The organism is Bradyrhizobium sp. 14AA (assembly GCF_054185205.1).
Genome location: NZ_JAVAYM010000002.1, coordinates 203,832 through 220,303, shown reverse-complemented (window position 1 = coordinate 220,303; position 16,472 = coordinate 203,832). Strand labels below are relative to the sequence as shown.

General features: G+C 59.8%; 12 protein-coding genes and 1 pseudogene. 7 read left to right on the top strand and 6 right to left on the bottom strand.

Features of this window, described 5'->3' with window-relative positions:
- The first annotated feature begins 99 nt into the window (after nt 1-99).
- From RAD15_RS06090 to RAD15_RS06070, 5 genes are all read left to right on the top strand, one after another.
- Complete coding sequence (locus tag RAD15_RS06090; protein ID WP_458175421.1) at nt 100-690, top strand: SRPBCC family protein; 591 nt, start codon at nt 100-102, stop codon at nt 688-690.
- A 136-nt stretch (nt 691-826) separates the two neighbouring features.
- Nucleotides 827-2,194, top strand: coding sequence for an MFS transporter (locus RAD15_RS06085; protein ID WP_458175419.1), 1,368 nt, complete (start codon nt 827-829; stop codon nt 2,192-2,194).
- 162 nt (nt 2,195-2,356) lie between these two features.
- On the top strand, nt 2,357-4,297 hold the full coding sequence (locus RAD15_RS06080) for a thiamine pyrophosphate-binding protein (protein ID WP_458175417.1): 1,941 nt from the start codon (nt 2,357-2,359) through the stop codon (nt 4,295-4,297).
- A 14-nt stretch (nt 4,298-4,311) separates the two neighbouring features.
- Nucleotides 4,312-4,659: a c-type cytochrome gene (locus tag RAD15_RS06075; RefSeq protein WP_458175415.1), complete on the top strand. Its 348-nt coding sequence runs from the start codon at nt 4,312-4,314 to the stop codon at nt 4,657-4,659.
- A 2-nt stretch (nt 4,660-4,661) separates the two neighbouring features.
- Nucleotides 4,662-5,054: a c-type cytochrome gene (locus tag RAD15_RS06070; protein ID WP_458175413.1), complete on the top strand. Its 393-nt coding sequence runs from the start codon at nt 4,662-4,664 to the stop codon at nt 5,052-5,054.
- Nucleotides 5,055-5,201: 147 nt separating this feature from the next.
- Here RAD15_RS06070 and RAD15_RS06065 read toward each other — a convergent pair whose 3' ends face one another.
- The 5 genes from RAD15_RS06065 to RAD15_RS06045 all read right to left on the bottom strand — a co-directional run bounded on the left by RAD15_RS06065 (nt 5,202) and on the right by RAD15_RS06045 (nt 11,880).
- Nucleotides 5,202-5,978 (bottom strand): IclR family transcriptional regulator, encoded by a 777-nt coding sequence (locus RAD15_RS06065; protein WP_458175411.1) that lies wholly within the window; start codon nt 5,976-5,978, stop codon nt 5,202-5,204.
- Between the two features lie 502 nt (nt 5,979-6,480).
- A complete protein-coding gene (locus RAD15_RS06060) occupies nt 6,481-7,440 on the bottom strand; it encodes a PDR/VanB family oxidoreductase (protein ID WP_458175409.1) in 960 nt (319 codons plus the stop codon).
- A 122-nt stretch (nt 7,441-7,562) separates the two neighbouring features.
- A complete protein-coding gene (locus RAD15_RS06055) occupies nt 7,563-9,044 on the bottom strand; it encodes an aldehyde dehydrogenase (RefSeq protein ID WP_458175407.1) in 1,482 nt (493 codons plus the stop codon).
- A gap of 28 nt (nt 9,045-9,072) precedes the next feature.
- Nucleotides 9,073-10,767: a GMC family oxidoreductase gene (locus RAD15_RS06050; protein ID WP_458175405.1), complete on the bottom strand. Its 1,695-nt coding sequence runs from the start codon at nt 10,765-10,767 to the stop codon at nt 9,073-9,075.
- A gap of 36 nt (nt 10,768-10,803) precedes the next feature.
- Nucleotides 10,804-11,880, bottom strand: a complete 1,077-nt coding sequence (locus RAD15_RS06045) for an aromatic ring-hydroxylating dioxygenase subunit alpha (protein ID WP_458175403.1) — start codon at nt 11,878-11,880, stop codon at nt 10,804-10,806.
- 309 nt (nt 11,881-12,189) lie between these two features.
- Between RAD15_RS06045 and panC the strand changes: the two are divergent.
- Nucleotides 12,190-12,938: pseudogene (panC, locus tag RAD15_RS06040) on the top strand (pantoate--beta-alanine ligase).
- A 533-nt stretch (nt 12,939-13,471) separates the two neighbouring features.
- Here panC and RAD15_RS06035 read toward each other — a convergent pair.
- Nucleotides 13,472-14,083, bottom strand: coding sequence for a FadR/GntR family transcriptional regulator (locus RAD15_RS06035; RefSeq protein WP_458176060.1), 612 nt, complete (start codon nt 14,081-14,083; stop codon nt 13,472-13,474).
- 208 nt (nt 14,084-14,291) lie between these two features.
- On the opposite strand from RAD15_RS06035, the gene RAD15_RS06030 reads away from it, so the two are divergent.
- Nucleotides 14,292-16,454 carry a carboxypeptidase-like regulatory domain-containing protein gene (locus RAD15_RS06030; protein WP_458175401.1) on the top strand — a complete coding sequence of 721 codons (2,163 nt, stop codon included), beginning with the start codon at nt 14,292-14,294 and terminating at the stop codon, nt 16,452-16,454.
- Nucleotides 16,455-16,472: the final 18 nt, after the last annotated feature.

The following is a 16,472-nucleotide window of genomic DNA, read 5'->3' as shown; positions in this document are numbered from 1 at the left end:
TTTTCCCAAAGCTACGATAATACCACCGGCCCTCGGCCGAACGCTTACCATGACACTTATGCGCATAGCGCCAAGTCGCTTGCAAGTACGACAGCAATTATGTATGCCTACCATACTGTAATACAAAATGGCCGCATGGATATGTCTGGAGAGCATCTGATCGCTGCCGCGCGTCAGGATGTCTGGCGGGCGCTGAACGACGAGGCGATCCTCCAGGAGTGCATCCCCGGGTGCGAGGAAATCGAGCGCCTGTCGGAAACGGAAATGACGGCGATTGCCAAGGTCAGAATTGGACCCATGGCCGCCAAGTTCTCCGCCAAGGTCTCCCTTTTCGACATCGACGCGCCCAACGGATACCGGATCGCTGGTGAGGGGCAGGGCGGCGCCGCGGGCTTCGCCAAGGGCGGTGCTGTCGTTCGGCTCGAGGACCGCGACGGCATGACGTTGCTAACCTACGTCGTGAGCGCGCAGGTGGGCGGGAAGATGGCTCAGATTGGCGCCCGCCTCATCGACGCGACTGCCAGGTCGCTCGCCGGCCAGTTCTTTACACGGTTCGCCGATAAGGTCGGCGCGCCGCCAGCGGAAGATAGCGGACCTGCCGCCGAGGACACGTCAGCCGAGCCCGGGCTGGTCGGGCGGGTGAAGAATCTGTTTGGCGGCAAGAAGGATTCCGCCAAAGCGGTGCGATAGGCGCGGCTGGGACCGTGCCATCGCAATGACTGTTCGTCGCACCCGGTTCTCCCGGCAATCCGATTACTGGCCAATAGACACGCGGCGCCGATAGCGGCGCCCCGTCCGACAATAATCAGAATGACAGGAGGATAGCATGGGCAGGGAATCATCCGCAGTCGATGTACAGGCGATCATAGACGCGCACAGACTCTCGCCGTTTCAGATATTCCTGTCGCTGGTCTGCTTCGTTGTGGCTGTCCTCGACGGGATGGACGTCGTTGTAATCGGCTCGCTGGCGCCGTCGATCCGGATGGAGTGGGATGTCTCGCCCGACCGGCTCGCCAACCTGTTCGGTGCGGGCCTTGTAGGCCTAGCCGCCGGTGCTCTCATCTTCGGTCCCCTGGCCGACAAGTTCGGCCGACGCTCGTCGCTAGTCCTTTCGGTGATCGGCGTCGGTGGTGCCACCCTCGCAGGCGGCTATTCCACGAGCTTTGAGATGCTCGTCGTCATGCGATTTATCGCCGGGATTTTCCTCGGCGGCGCCTTGCCGAACGCAATCACGGTGGCGTCGGAGTATGTACCCTCGCGAATCCGCTTCACCATGCTAACGTTCGTGTCGTGCGGCTTCGCCATCGGCGGCGCCCTTGGCAACGTGATCGCGGCGCAGCTCGCGACCGGCCCCGAAGGCTGGCGGCACGTGCTCATCCTCGGCGGCGCCCTGCCACTGCTTCTGGTCCCGGTCCTGTTGCTGGCGGTGCCGGAGTCGGTGCGGTACCTGATCGCTAAAGATCGCGGACACAAGCAGATCGCGAAGACGATCCGGCGCATCGCGCCGATGGCGTCGCTGGCCGGCACGACCTTTGTGGCGCCTGCCGGACATGAGAAAGGCTCGCCGGTCGCCGCCCTGTTCGCCCCCGATCTCCGGCGTGGCACCATGTTGATCTGGGCCAGCCAGTTCATGGCCCTCCTGGTTTACTATTTCCTCAGCAGCTGGCTGCCCACGGTGATCCACAGCGGCGGAGTGACAATCCGGACAGCCGTGCTCCTCGCCGCCATGATCCCGGTCGGCACGACGGTCGGCGCAGTGTCGCTCGGCGTCATCATGGACCGCTTCAATCCCTACCGCATGCTTTCCGCCTCGTTGATCGTGGCGACCGCCTCCATCATCGCGCTTGGGCAGGTCTACACCAATACTTTCGCCCTCGGCGTTGCGATCTTCTTTGCCGGTTCGGGAATTGGCGGAACCATCATCGGATTGAATGCAATCGCGGCAAGCTTTTATCCTGCCGCCGTTCGGGGGACCGGTGTGAGTTGGTCCCTCGGGATCGGGCGCCTCGGCTCGATCCTCGGATCCATGATGGGAGGCTTTTTGATCGCGCTGAATCTGGGCTTCTCCGGGCTGTTTACCGTTGCCGCGCTCCCCGCCTTTGTGGCCGCGCTCTGTATGGCCGCGATGTCGAGGGTGCCCGGCGCGATCGGGCACAAGAGCGTTATCATGAGCCGACAGGCAATCCATCACTGAGGCCGAGCGTGACGCGGTCTTAATACTTGCAACCTAGGGCCCGTCGGCCGCGCCAGCTATCGCCGATTCTCGTCGCGACGTCGCGGCAGAAGACATGAGCGCAAATTGCGACATCGACGTGCCAGCTGGATTTCATAAAAGCAGACTAAGAGGAGATGAGGAGTGGGGGCCAAGGACAAAGCGCATTCACTCAATCGGCGTACCTTCATGACCGCGGCACTCGCGACCTCTGGAGCGACCGTCGCTTCAAGTGTCACAGCCCAGCAATCCGCCGCGGTCAGAGGGAATGGACCATTGCCGCCACCCTCCGCCGCTGCGGTAGCAAAGGAAAGTGCGCCGATCCAACAACGCGACGACGAATTTTTCGTACGCCGCGCCGGGTCGGATTTCATGGTCGATGTCATTAAGTCCACAAACGTCGACTATGTTGCTACGACAGCGGGGTCAAGTTTTCGGGGGCTGCACGAGTCGATCATCAATTACGGTCATAATATTAAGCCTGAAATGCTCACCGTGCTGCATGAGGAAATTGCGCTCGGGATGGGCCAAGGGTATGCCAAGGTTACCGGAAAACCTTTGCTGGCGTGCATTCACGGGACTGTCGGCCTCCAACACGGTTCGATGGCCATCTACAACGCTTGGTGCGATCGAGTGCCGTTGATTTGCATCGCCGGAAATACCATGGATGCCGCCATGCGGCGTACTGGCGTCGAATGGACCCATAGCGTGCAAGATTGCGCCACTACGGTTCGGGACTTCACGAAATGGGACGATCAACCTGTCTCTCTGCAACATTTTGCGGAGTCGTTTTTACGGGCTCACAAAATCGCTATGACGCCCCCGATGGGGCCCGTGGTCTTGGTCGTTGATTCCGAACTGCAAGAAAGAGAGGTCGAGGGTGCCCCTTTCGTGCCCAAACTCGTTCGGTCATCGGCTCCTCAGGGAGATGCGGGTTCCGTTATTGAAGCCGCGCGCCTCCTCGTCGGGGCAACAACGCCCGTCATTCTGGTTGACAGACTCGCCCGCACGCCGGCCGGCGTCGACCTGCTCGTTGAGTTTGCTGAGGCGCTGGGCGCGCCAGTCGTTGACAAATTCGGCCGAATGAACATGCCGAACCGTCATTACCTGAATCACAGTGAGCGAGGCCGTGAGCTCATCCAGGAGGCCGACGTAATTATCGGAATTGAGCTGACGGATTTCTGGGGCACGGTAAATCAATTTCGTGATCGGGTTCATCGCGATGTCATCCCAGCGGCGAAGGAGACCGCAAAGCTTATTTCGGTCACCTCGCAAGACTTGTTCTTGAAGGCCAACTATCAGGATTTCCAGCGCTTCACGTCTGTCGACGTTGCCGTCAGTGGCGACGGCGAGGCAACGCTGCCCTCCCTGATCGAGGCGGTCAGACGGGAGATGAATGCGGGGAAAGCGGATTTGGCAGACGCACGCCGACAGAAACTAAAGGCCGCCTTCGTCGAGCTGCGGCATCGTGCCAAGGTAGCAGCGACCTATGCATGGGACGCCTCTCCCGTCAGCACGGCGCGCCTTCACGCCGAATTATGGGAGCTGCTCCGTCACGAAAACTGGTCGCTTGTATCGGATGCCTTCTACACGAACTTCTGGCCCCAACGACTTTGGGACATCAAGAACCATCATCACTATCTCGGTAATTCCGGCGGTTACGGCATAGGGGGCAATCTGTCGGCTGCGGTTGGTGCGGCGCTAGCCAACCGCGACCAGGGTCGCATATCCATCAACATTCAGGGCGACGGTGATCTCATGGCTGTGCCCGCATCGCTGTGGACACTCGCTCGCCACAAGGTTCCGCTGCTGACAATCGTTCACAACAATGGAGGGTATCATCAAGAGATTATGCACGTGCAGAGGATTGCCGACCGGCGCCAACGTGGCGTTGACCGTTGCTCAATCGGTACAAAATTCGATGATCCCTCTATCAGCTACGTGCAACTTGCGAAGAGCATGGGCGTAAAGGCCGAAGGGCCGGTCGATGATCCAAAGGACCTGGGGGCGGTCCTCAAACGTGCTCTTGATGTTGTCAAAGCGGGCGAACCGGCATTGGTCGATGTCGTCTCCCAGCCGCGGTAACAAGAAGGACTTTGATGATGCGGATTGTTACTTTGCTTGTCTTGTCGCTCTCGCTAGCTAGGCCGTGTGGCGCCCAGGAACTCACCCCTCCCGCTCAGGATGGTGAAAGAGTATTTCGGCAAAAGGGGTGCTACGAGTGTCATGGTCTTCAAGGCCAGGGTTCCCTGTCGACGGGTCCTCGCATTGGGATGCCTCCGTTGCCATTCAATTTATTTACTGAACTGGTACGTCGGCCGCGCAATGTGATGCCAGCCTACTCTTCGGCCGTTCTCAGTGACGCAGAGTTGCGAGCCATTCACTCCTATCTGCTATCCCTGCCAAAGCCGCCTCGTTGGTCCGAGCTTCCCCAACTCAGGGATTAAGAATGAACGTTTGGCATGCCAGTTGGCGCAGCATCTTGCCGTTTATTGGAGTCAGCCTCGTTCTCTGTAGATTCAGTGAACCCTGTCTCGCCCAGGATAGACAGGCCTTCGAGGAAGCATGTGCCCGGTGCCACGGCGACCGGCTTCAAGGAAATCTCGCGAACGATGAACGGGCAGGCCCGCCTCTTACTGGGGAGAATTTCGTAAGCCATTGGTCAGATGCGCCGATAGGCGATTTCTACGACTACATCCGACAGAACATGCCGAAGGATCGGCCAAGTGAACTGAATGAATCGATCTATATCGCGGCGACCCGCTTTATTCTCGGCCAGAACCAGGTCGCGTTCGAACCGGCGTCCGACTGGAAAACTCTACCATTCAAAGCCGCTCGATGAGTGCGAGGGCTTTCCCAAGGTAGGGAGAGATCATAGCAACGGTCGCGCCGGCGATTATCGTCATCAGCTCTTTGTTCAAAATGCCAAAGCTGTGCTGCCACTTTCAGCACAAAGGGCTTCCAACTTCTGTCGCGGCCGCTGGACGCGTCAGCTGCCGCCGATCCGCGTAGAGACGTCGTGACAGAAGTCACTCAGTGCTCGAGCCGGTGCATCGTGCGTCGCGGTGAGGTTTGAGAGCGGGCGCGTCAGTGCGGCGACAACAGCGGCGGCATAACCGTCGGCGTTCAGGATCGGCGCGGCCATCGCAATGACGTTGGGCAGCATATAACTTTTGATCTGGCAAAAGCGGTCACGGCGGATTTGGGCGATTAGCGCATCTTTGTCGATGGCGGCCGCGACCTCACTTTCCTTGCACTCGCGGGCCACGAACGCAGCAGTTGAGGTCGCAGGAAGGTAGCTCAAGAAGACGCGGCCGATCGCCGTGGTCAGGACGGGCAAAACCGAACCGAGCCGAATGTTCGTTCGCACAGCGTCGATGTTTTCCTCGAGACGAACCACCGTTGGACCCATGTCACCCCATACCACGAGGAGAATGCTCAATCCTGTTGTTTCGCGAAGTACAGCAAGACCCTCCGAGGCAAAGCGAACAGCATCGATCTGGCCGATCGCGGACAGCCCAATCTTGAGGGCGAGTGGACCGAACTCGTACAATCCGTTTTCCGACTGCTGCACCAGGATCCCAGCGCGCACGAAGCTGGTAAAATAGCGGTGTACCTTGCTCGGCGCGTAACCGAGCTGCCGAGCGATTTCAGTCAGCGACACTCTCCGGGAGGCCGTCGCGATCGCGGCCAGGATCGACATCGCGATATCGACCGATTGGACCCTGTTCCGGCTCTCTTCAACGTCATGCTCGGATGTCGACATGAATCCCCCAAAGCTTCCGCACAGTCTCTATGTTGCCGACTAAGCGGTTCTGCGGAGACGCGGAAATCGGCCGATCGCCAGGGCGAAATGTGCCGAATCGCCTTTAGCGGGCAACCACCCCGCAGCTGCGTCCTGATAACCGAACGCCATAGCCCCCGATGCCCGGCTGCGCAAGCGTTCCATTGAACGGGAAGCTGTCCAAGCTGATCAGCTTCGGGCATCTCCCGCATCTGCGCAGGAGCGAAGACGGATGTTTGAGGCTTGGACGCCCGCGAGGATTCGCGTGGTTCGCGCCAATGCGTCATGCCGGATAGAGCCGCGAGCAGCCGCCTAATGAGGACTAACGGAACGAAGCCATACTTGAGCTTGCCCACCATTTCGTTGCGGGCCGGCCTCGTTGCGCTCAGCGGGTGCGCCGCACGCCAAGAGGCGGTCCCTCGTCGGAAATGGAAATATCCCAGATGTGAAATGCCGAGCGGCCGAAACAACTTGCTTGCTTCGGCTAAAGATCTAGTACAAGGCGATCTCCCTTACAGCCGGAACAGCAGATCATCATGGTGTTGTTGACCGCACGCTCCTGCTCGCTGAGGAGCGAATCCCGGTGATCAGGAATGCCGCCGAGCACATTCGTCTCGCAAGCGCCGCACGTGCCGTGCTCGCATGAGAAGTTTACCGGGACGCCGGCATCGCGCAGAATGTTGAGAATCGTGCTTCCCTTGGGAATTTCGTAGGTCTGCCCCGACCGCGCGAGTTCAACCATATAGCCGCCGTCGACCGCCGCTTTGTGCCTCGATGCGAAATATTCAAGGTGAACCCGCTCGGCCGCGAGCCCCTGCGTCGCCGCTTCGAACGCCTTGAGCATCTGCTGCGGCCCGCAGCAGTAGAAGTGCGCGTCAGGGGAGGCGGCCGCCACTATCGTCGCCAAGTCCAAATACCGGCGTTCATTCTCTTCGTCGAAGTTGAAGTGGACGTGTCCATATTCCTGAAGCGTGTCAAGCAAGGCGGCGTCCTCGCGACACCGTGAGGAATAATGCAGCTCCCAAGACCGGCCTAGTTCGGCGAGTCGCTGAATCATGCACCAAACCGGCGTAATCCCGATTCCGCCGGCAATCATGACGCTGTAGCGCGCATCTTCGTTGAGTGGAAAGTTGTTTCGCGGGCGGGACGCCTTGACGATCTGCCCGACGCGCAAGCTATCGTGCATGTAGGACGAGCCGCCGCGGCTGACCGGATCCCGCTTCACTCCCAAGGTGTAGGAACGAAGATCGCTGCCGGCATGGAGCAGCGAATACTGACGCATGATGTCGTTCGGCAGCAAGACGTCTATGTGCGCCCCGGCAGTCACCGCTGGGAGGGTGCCTCCCTCTGGATGGCTCAGCTCGAACAGCGAAGTGCCCCGCGCCGCATAACGGATCGCCGATAGCCTGAGCGTTTGCCACTCATTGGTTGATGATGTCGTCATTCACCGGTCTACCTGGACAGCGGGGGGTTATTCTGCATGCTCGGCGAAGTGCCCGACAATGCTGCCTGGGCAGCGGTCGAGAACAGTGAGCACACGGGAGCCAAAGTTCCTGCCTTTAAGAGTCAGTATCTGCGGACGAACGGATCTGGCATCTTGAGATTACTCGAGATCCAGACCGTTTTGACCTCCATGAACTCCTTAACGGCTTCGAGGCCGTTCTCCCGGCCGATGCCGCTCTGCTTGAAGCCGCCGAACGGGGCGGTGAAGCTCGTCGCACGATAGTTGTTGACCCAAATGGTTCCAGCCCGGAGCTTCTCGCTGAGTAGCATCGCCCGGTCCAAGCTCTTGGTCCAAATCCCGGCCGCAAGTCCAAAGCGAATGTCATTGCCGATTCGAATCGCGTCTTCCTCGTCCTTGAACTTGATCACGGCGAGCACCGGTCCGAACACCTCCTCCTGCGCGATACGCATGTCGTTGGTGACGTCGACGAAGATCGTAGGCTCGACGATTCGGCCCGCGCCATAGCCGGGACCGGTCAGCGCGCGCCCGCCGGTGAGACACCTTGCACCTTCGTTCTTGGCGATGTTGATGTACGACATGACTTTCTCGAACTGTGGCTTAGTTGCCATCGGTCCGACGCGGGTGTCCTCGGCTCGAGGATCACCAGCCTTCGCGCGTTTGGTGACTTCGAGCAGCCGCTCCATGAACTCGTCATAGATAGTCTCCTGCACAAGGAGTCGCGATCCGGCCATGCAGGACTGGCCACCGGCCGAGAAGATGCCGGTGATGACGCCATTCACCGCATCGTCCAGATTGGCATCGTCGAAGACAATATTCGGCGACTTGCCGCCTAGCTCGAGCAGGACCTTTTTCAATCCGTCAGCCGCGACTTTCGCTACCGAACGACCGCCTTGGTCGCCGCCAGTGAAGGCGACGCAGGCCACATCGGGATGCCGAACGAGCGGTTCGCCGACCTCGGTCCCAAAGCCGGTCAGGACGTTGAAGACGCCCTTGGGAAGTCCCGCCTCGAGCACAAGCTTGGCCAGCTCGAACATCGAGGCTGACGTGAACTCGGACGGCTTGGCGATGAACGTGTTGCCGCCGCACAGCGCTGGCGCGGCCTTCCAGACGGTCAGTAGCAGTGACGAATTCCACGGCGTGATGGAGGCGACGACGCCCGCGGGCTCGTAGCGCGAATACGTGAAGGTGTTGGCGCGATCGATCGGAATAACGGTGCCTTCAATCTTGTCGGCGAGGCCTGCATAATAATGGAAGTACTTCGCCGCATAGCGGATCTGACCAGTCACCTCGCTCAGGAGCTTGCCGTTGTCCTTGGCCTCGATCTCCGCGAGCCTCGTCGCATTATCCTCGATCAGCGTACCCAGCTTATAGAGCAGGCGTCCACGATCGGTCGGGGTGATGGTGCCCCAAGGGCCGGTCAACGCCGTCTTAGCCGCCGACACCGCGGCATTGACATCGGCCGCGCTGGCGCGCGGGATATCCGCCCAGACCTCGGCCGAGAATGGATCCTCGCTCTGAAACCAGGTGCCGTCGGCGGGATCCCTCCACTCATTGTCGATGAACAGCTGGTAGCGTTGGGTCATAAAGCGTTCCGATTGAAAGCGAAGACGGTCAGGATGCGATCTGCGGCTGCGGGCGTTCGCTTGCGAGCCCGGCTCGACCGCGGATGAGGTCCGAGGCGCGCTCCGCGATCATAATGACGCACGCGTTGATGTTGCCGCCGACCAGGTCTGGCATTACCGAGGCGTCGACCACGCGCAGACCCCGCACACCCACAACACGCAACTCCGAATCGACTACCGTACCTGGGTCGCCGACGCGGCCCATGCGGCAGGTACCGAGCGGGTGATTGACGGTGATGGCGGTGTTGCGAATGTAGCCGTCAAGCTCGGCGTCGGTCTGTGCCGCGCTTGCGGGGGCAAGTTCCTCGGCCACGAAGTCGTGGAGCGCCGGCTGGGCGGCGATCTCGCGCGCGATCCCAATGCCATTGCGGATGACGACAATGTCTTGGGGCTCGGTAAAGAAGTTGGGCCTGATAAGCGGCGGGGCTGTCGGATCGGACGACGCCAGCTCGAGTGAGCCCCGGCTCTCGGGCCGCAGCCCTACCACACGGGCAGCGAAGCCGTCGGTGTAGGATTTCACGAATGGTGTGAAGTAGGGCTTGGCGACCAGTGGCGCGGCGTTGAAAAGAATCTGGAGATCGGGGATCGGCTCGTCTGGCGTGGTGCGCAGAAACGCCATGGTACCAGCCGGCACGTCGTTCGAAATGCCTCCTCCGACGAAGTAGGTTTTGGCTAGCTCTCGTACGATTCGGTCGGCGCGCATCATGGCGTGAAGGGGCCCCGGCTTCTTGCGCTTATAGAAGATCCCCACCGACATGTGGTCCTGGTAATTCTTTCCGACGCCGGCCAACTCCGCTCGTGTCTTGATGCCCATCGCCGAGAGGTGGGCCGGGTCCCCGATCCCGGACAGCATCAGCAGTTGCGGCGAGTTGATGACCCCGCCTGCAAGAAGGACTTCCCCGGTCGCATACGCCAGGCGGGACCGCGCGCCGCGCTGATATTCGATTCCGACCGCGCGATCGGAATTGAATATGATGCGTAGCGCGAGCGCATTGGTGAGGACGGTGAGGTTCGCCCGCCGAAGGGCAGGACGAAGATAGGCGACCGCAGCACTGCACCGCCGTCCTTTCCGGATCGTCATCTGATAGGGAGCGATACCTTCTTGGGTCGCCGCGTTATAGTCAGCGACATACGGGTGTCCGGCCTGCTGGGCGGCTTTTATATAGGCGGGAACCAACGGGTCATCGTAGCGGCAGTATTGCGTTGTTAGCGGACCGCTGTCGCCGCGATACTCCGTTGCGCCGTCCTGCCAGCTCTCTTGACGTTTGAAATAGGGAAGGACGCTCGCGAAGTTCCAGTCGGGCAGGCCGTTCGCCGCCCAGCGCGCGTAGTCTTCTTGGTGGCCACGAACATAGGCCATCGCGTTCACCGAGGAGGAGCCGCCGATCACCTTGCCCCGCGGGCACCCGAGCGCACGGCCATGGACGCCTTCCTCGGCCTCAGCAAAATACATCCAGTCGTGCTTTCGACCGAAAAAGATGCGGCCCCAGCCAAGCGGAATGTGAATCAAGGGATCGCGATCCCATCCTCCAGCTTCGAGCAACAGAACCTTGCAATTGGGGTCCTCCGTCAACCGATTGGCGAGGGTGCACCCCGCTGATCCGGCCCCGACGATGACATAATCGTAGGTGGTTGCTTCCTTGGCACGTGAGCGCAACTTGTCATCGATCAATTCGACGTTCATTCTCTTCAGTCCTCACGTACCAAATGGATTTCCGGCTCAGGTGGTTTGGAGCGTAGGCGTCAGACCGCGGGAAGGGGTGATCGGAGATGGAGACGCTGCCTGTTCCTCTTCGATCAGCTTAGCGAGCATCTTCCTGCACTGGAGTTGCGCACCATCGTTCACGATGTCGACCAGATCCTCTAGAAGGCCGCCGCGCAGATTACTCTGGACGCCTTCCAAAATGTCGGCGTCCTCCATGAAGGTGGTTAGAGAGCCTTGGTAGAGAAGCTTCGCCATCTCCGGATCATCGAGCGCAAAATTGCGCGAGAAGGCGAAATTGTAGTGGGTCGTCGTCTCGGTCTCGGGCGTCATCAGGTGGTTGGCCCAGATGGAGATACCTTGGCTGCGGTCACCCTCCGGTGCACCGGTGCCGGTCCTCGCCGCGCCGACGTCGAGGAACACGATTGAGGGCGCGGTCCACGTTACCCACTGCCAGCGGTCAACATTGCCTGTGAAGTTGCCAGCCCTGGCGAACAGGGGCGGTGGGACGAAGTCGATCATCCAGCGGCCGACCTTTACGCTCTTTTCACCGCGCTCGACGCGAACCGGGGTAGTCGCCTCGCGCGGGTCGCCGGCGATCGTGTTCTTATGGACGTAAGTGACGTGCGTAAGATCGAGCAAGTTGTCGATTAGCAGCTGATAGTTCGATTTCAGGTGGATATAGCCTGGCGTGCTCGCCCATTCAGGGCTGTCAAGCCAAGTGAGTGCGGGGATCTGGTCGGCGTCGGCGGCTTCGGGGTCTCCCATCCAGATCCAGATCGCGTTCCAACGCTGAATCACAGGATAGGCCCGGACACGTGCGTTACGCGGGATCCGGTCTTGACCGGGAACTTTCACGCAGGCGCCCTGCTCGTTGAAGGTAAGCCCGTGATAACCGCAGACGATCAGGTCGTTTTCGACCCAACCCATTGAGAGCGGCGCGGCACGATGGCAGCAGCGGTCTTGGATTGCCGCGATCCCCCCGGTGCTCTTTCGGTAGAACACCACCTTGTCATTCAACAACGTCTTTGCGAGGGGCTTTTCGCTGAGATCCTTCGCCCACATCGCGATGTACCAAGCATTTCGAAGAAACATGACTTTAGCTCCTGGAGAGGCCCGCCACGGGTGTCAGGGTTCAAGGTTCAGTAGGTCGGCGCGGCTCCGCATCCGGAAGACCGTTTGTAGAGGCTGGCCTCTACGGCCACCCGACAACTTGATCATCACGACCGCGCTGGGGAGCCGCATCCTTGGCAACACTCAATCGGACAGCATCATGTTACCGTATTTCCGATATGCGTAATCATTTATGCATTACGGAATACTACGTTTAGGAGTTTGTCAAGCGCACGCGCCCGGCGCGTCGAATGGAACTTGTTTGCTGACTGGGACTAGTGATGGGCTAATTTGCACGATGACCTGACGCTGATCGAGGCCAGCCGGTCGCGATGCGACACCACCGTGGTCAGCACCTTCGTCAATCCCACTCAGTTCGGGCCAAACGAGGATTCTCAGCACCTATCCGCGCGACTTCGAGCGCGACGAGAAGCTGTGCCGCGATGCCGCTGTTGCGATCGTCTTCGCGCCCCTTGCACAAGAACTCTATCTTGCTCAATTCGACACCTTCGTCGGAGCGGGCGAGCTCTCAAAGCCGCTCTGCGGAGCTTTCAGGCCGGGGCACTTTCGTGGAGTCGCGACGGTCGTGTACAAGCTGTTCAACATGGTACAGCCGGACCTCGCGTTCTTTGGGTAGAAGGATTTTCAGCAGTGCGCGGTCGTGCGTCGGATGGCCATCGATGTCAATCTTCCGATCGAGATTGTTACCGTGCCGATGGTTGGGGAAGAGGACCGTCTCGCCATGAGCAACCGCAACAGGTATCTCAGCGAGGAAGATCGAGGGCAGGCCCTCGCCATCAGTCGTGAACTATTCGCGGCGGCGGAGGAGTTCCGCTTGGGAGAGCGGAAAGTGGACAAGCTAATTGCGATCGCCAAGAGGCACTTGGAAACAGTCGATCGGCTTCAGTATCTTGAACTCGTCGACGGCGATACGCTCAAGCCCGCCGTCAGTCCGCTGCACCGCCCCGCGGCACTGTGCGTGCGCCTATGTCGGCTCGACGCGGCTTATCGATAACGTGATACTCCAGCCAACTCCCTAGCGCGACCGAGGCGAAAGAATCGTCTTGATTGAAGCTGTCCGACGCGAAGCGCCTTGGCCTGAATGGTGACAATGGTTCACGGTGTTGCGGCTGGTGAACGAGTTGCACCTCCCGACTCGCGGGCGCGTCGAGGTGGAGGGGCTTGATGCCTTTATTAATAGAATCGGTATCTTAGAAGTCGGTCGCTGCGTCCGAGTGGTAGAGCGCGCGCCTCGCTCAGATCGCACCTGGCGATCCGCAAGGGCGTCGGGCGTGGCCACGCGATCGCAATCAACTGCAGGGATCAGGGGCTGCACAATGGCGTGTCGTCGGCCATCGGTGCCTTGGCAACCGTTCGCTTTCAGACGATCTACGGATCGGAGGTAATCGAGACGACCTCGGAAGATCGTGGACAGTGTCCGCATCGAAGAGCCCGCTTGCTTTGCCAGCAGCGGCTGGAGGGCGCTCGGCTAATATCAAATCATTCCATCTGATCGCAGTTTGCAAGATCAGCAATACTTGCCTACCCGACAACAGTGGGTCTAGTCTGGATTCTACGCGAGCAGGCGGTCGTAGGTCGTTCTCAAATGACAACGCATCGCTTCTGAGGCTGCATCTCGGTCGCGGCCTGCGATAGCTTTGATGATCCTGTCGTGTTCTGCGAAGGACCAATAATCGCTGGGCGGTGCCGGCGAACTGGTGTCCAGCTTGTCCCAGACGACCGACGCCCGTACTTCCTCAACGATGCGCTGGAGCACACTCAGTAGTTTGTTTCCCGAAGCCTGCGCGATCAGTTCATGCAGCTGCCTGTCACCTTGTTTGTAAGCCGTCCAGTTTTGGGAAGCACGAATCCGCTTGGCGACTTGGCGCATTGACTCAATTTGATCACCCGTCGCGTTCATCGCAGCCAAGCGAGCGCATTCGGGTTCGACGATCATGCGTGCCTCCATAGCGTCACGCGGGCTGGTGATGCGACGGAGAGCCGACACATCCGGAAGCGGGTCGGTGGGACGCGCCTTGACGTATGTGCCGCTACCCACCTTCCGCTCCAAGCGGCCTTCCAGCTCGAGACGCGCGAGTACCTTCCGCACCTCGCTTCGGCTTACGCGCCATTCTTTTGCAAGTTGCCGCTCCGGCGGCAGTCGGGACCCGGCAACTCCGTCCATGTAGCGCTCAAGGTCTATCATCGGGTCCTCTGGATTTGCCCTCGCGCGGTCCGATCGGAAGCAAAAAGCAGTTGACAGTTTTGGCTCCGCGCCTCATTGGTTCACCACTAATAACCAATTTCGATAATTGGTCAACCATTATCGAGGAAACAGATCGCTGCCCACGTCGTCGACCGTGGTGCGGTGATAGCTGGAGCGAGGAGGCGAAATGAAGTTTGCGCGGATCACTGCGGCGTGGCTCTCAGCCAGCGCCCTGCTGCACGTCGGCGTCGCGTTTGCCGCCACCGTCGACATTTCGGCGCACGACATAGGCGGGCAGGTCATAGGCGACAATGGCCCAGAGGCTGGTGTGTGGGTTATCGCCGAGACAAAGGACCTTCCAACCAAATATGCAAAGGTCGTGGTGACCGACGATCAAGGGCGCTTCGTCATTCCCGATCTGCCAGACGCGGGCTACAAAATCTGGGTGCGCGGCTACGGGCTGCAGGATTCGGCGCCCATCGATGCGCGTCGCGGCAAGTTGGTCTCTTTCAAAGCAGCGCCCGCGCCATCCCTCGCCGCTGCGGCGCAGCTTTACCCGGGCATGTACTGGTATTCGCTGCTCGAAATTCCCGCCGCGAATGAATTTCCTGGAACTGGTGACAAGGGCAACAAGATGCCCGAGACCATGAAGTCTCAGCAGCAATGGATCGATACGGTCAAGAACATGTGTCAATCCTGTCATGCCCTCGGTACGCGCGGCATCCGCGAAGTACCCAAGGTCTTCATGGACGGCAACAACTCGCATACCGCTTGGGCGCTCCGCACCCAGGCCGGCCAGGCGATGGAGTACATGGCATTAGCTCTGGGCAGTATGGGTCCTGAAAAGGTCTACTCGCTCTTCTCGAGATGGACCGATCGCATCGCAGAGGGGGAGCTTCCATTCGACAAGCCTGAGCGACCGAAGGGGATTGAACGCAACGTCGTCTACACGATGTGGGATTGGGCCTCGCCCAAGCACTATCAGCACGATGCGATTTCAACCGACAAGCGTAACCCCACCGTCAACGCCAACGGCCTGATCTATGGTTCGCCGGAAGAAAGCACCGACCTAATACCGACGCTGGACCCCATCAAGAACGTCGCCGCGACGATCAAACAGCCCTACCTCGATCCGCAGACGGCATCGTCGGCGGATGCTCCGCAAGGTCCATCCGCATACTGGGGAGACGAGCCGATTTGGGACGGCCACACGAGCATTCACAACGTGATCATGGACGAGCAGGGGAAAGTCTGGTTCACCGCGCGTTTGCGGCCTCCCGAGAACCCGGACTATTGCAAACAGGGCTCCAGCCATCCATCGGCCAAGATCGCCCCCCAGGCGACTTCGCTGCGGCAATTGTCGCGATTCGATCCGGTCAGCGGCAAATGGGATCTCATCAATACCTGCTTCTCGACTCATCATCTCTACTTTGGTCACGATCCGCGTAATACGTTATGGATGAGCGCGGGCGGGCCGGGGCTTGGCGGCGGCATCGTTGGTTGGCTGAACACGAAGCAATTCCGTGAGACCGGCGACCAAGTCGCCTCGCAAGGCTGGACCCCGCTCGTCATCGATACCAATGGCAACGGCAGGCGCGACGACTACGTTGAAGCAAAAGATCCGCTCGATCCGAGCAAGGACAAGCGCATCGCAGCGTCCTTCTACGGCATCATGCCAAGTCCGGTAGACGATTCAATTTGGGGACAATCGATGGATCGCGGTTTTTCGCGCATCGATCAGCCTGGCTATATCGTCCGCGTTGTGCCCGGGCCAGATCCGGCCAAGACGGCCCTGGCCGAAGTCTATCAGCCGCCCGAAGGCACCTTTGGCCCTCGCGGAATCGACATCGGGCTCGACGGCGTGGTCTGGACAGCGCTCTCAAGCGGGCATCTCGCAAGCTTCGATCGCAAGCTCTGCAACGGTCCAATCAATGGACCCAGCACGGCTGATGGAAAGCAATGTCCGGAAGGCTGGAAGGTCTTCCGGCTGCCTGGTCCGCAATTTAGAGGACTGGACCCGAAGGGCAGCGCAAACCACGCCTACTATGTCTGGGTAGACCGCTACAACGCGCTTGGCCTCGGCGCCAATGTGCCGATTGCATCTGCCAATGGCGGCGAGTCGCTACTGGCCCTCCTCAATGGCGAATTCGTTACTCTGCGCGTCCCTTATCCGCTCGGCTTCTTCACCAAAAACGTCGATGGGCGCATCGATGATCCGTCGACGGGGTGGAAGGGCCGCGGAGTCTGGACAACATCAGGCACACGCGCAAACTTCCACGGCGAGGGCGGGAAGGAGGCCTATCCGAAAGTATTCAAGGTGCAGATGCGGCCAGATCCTTTGGCACACTGACAGTCTTATAAACTCTTG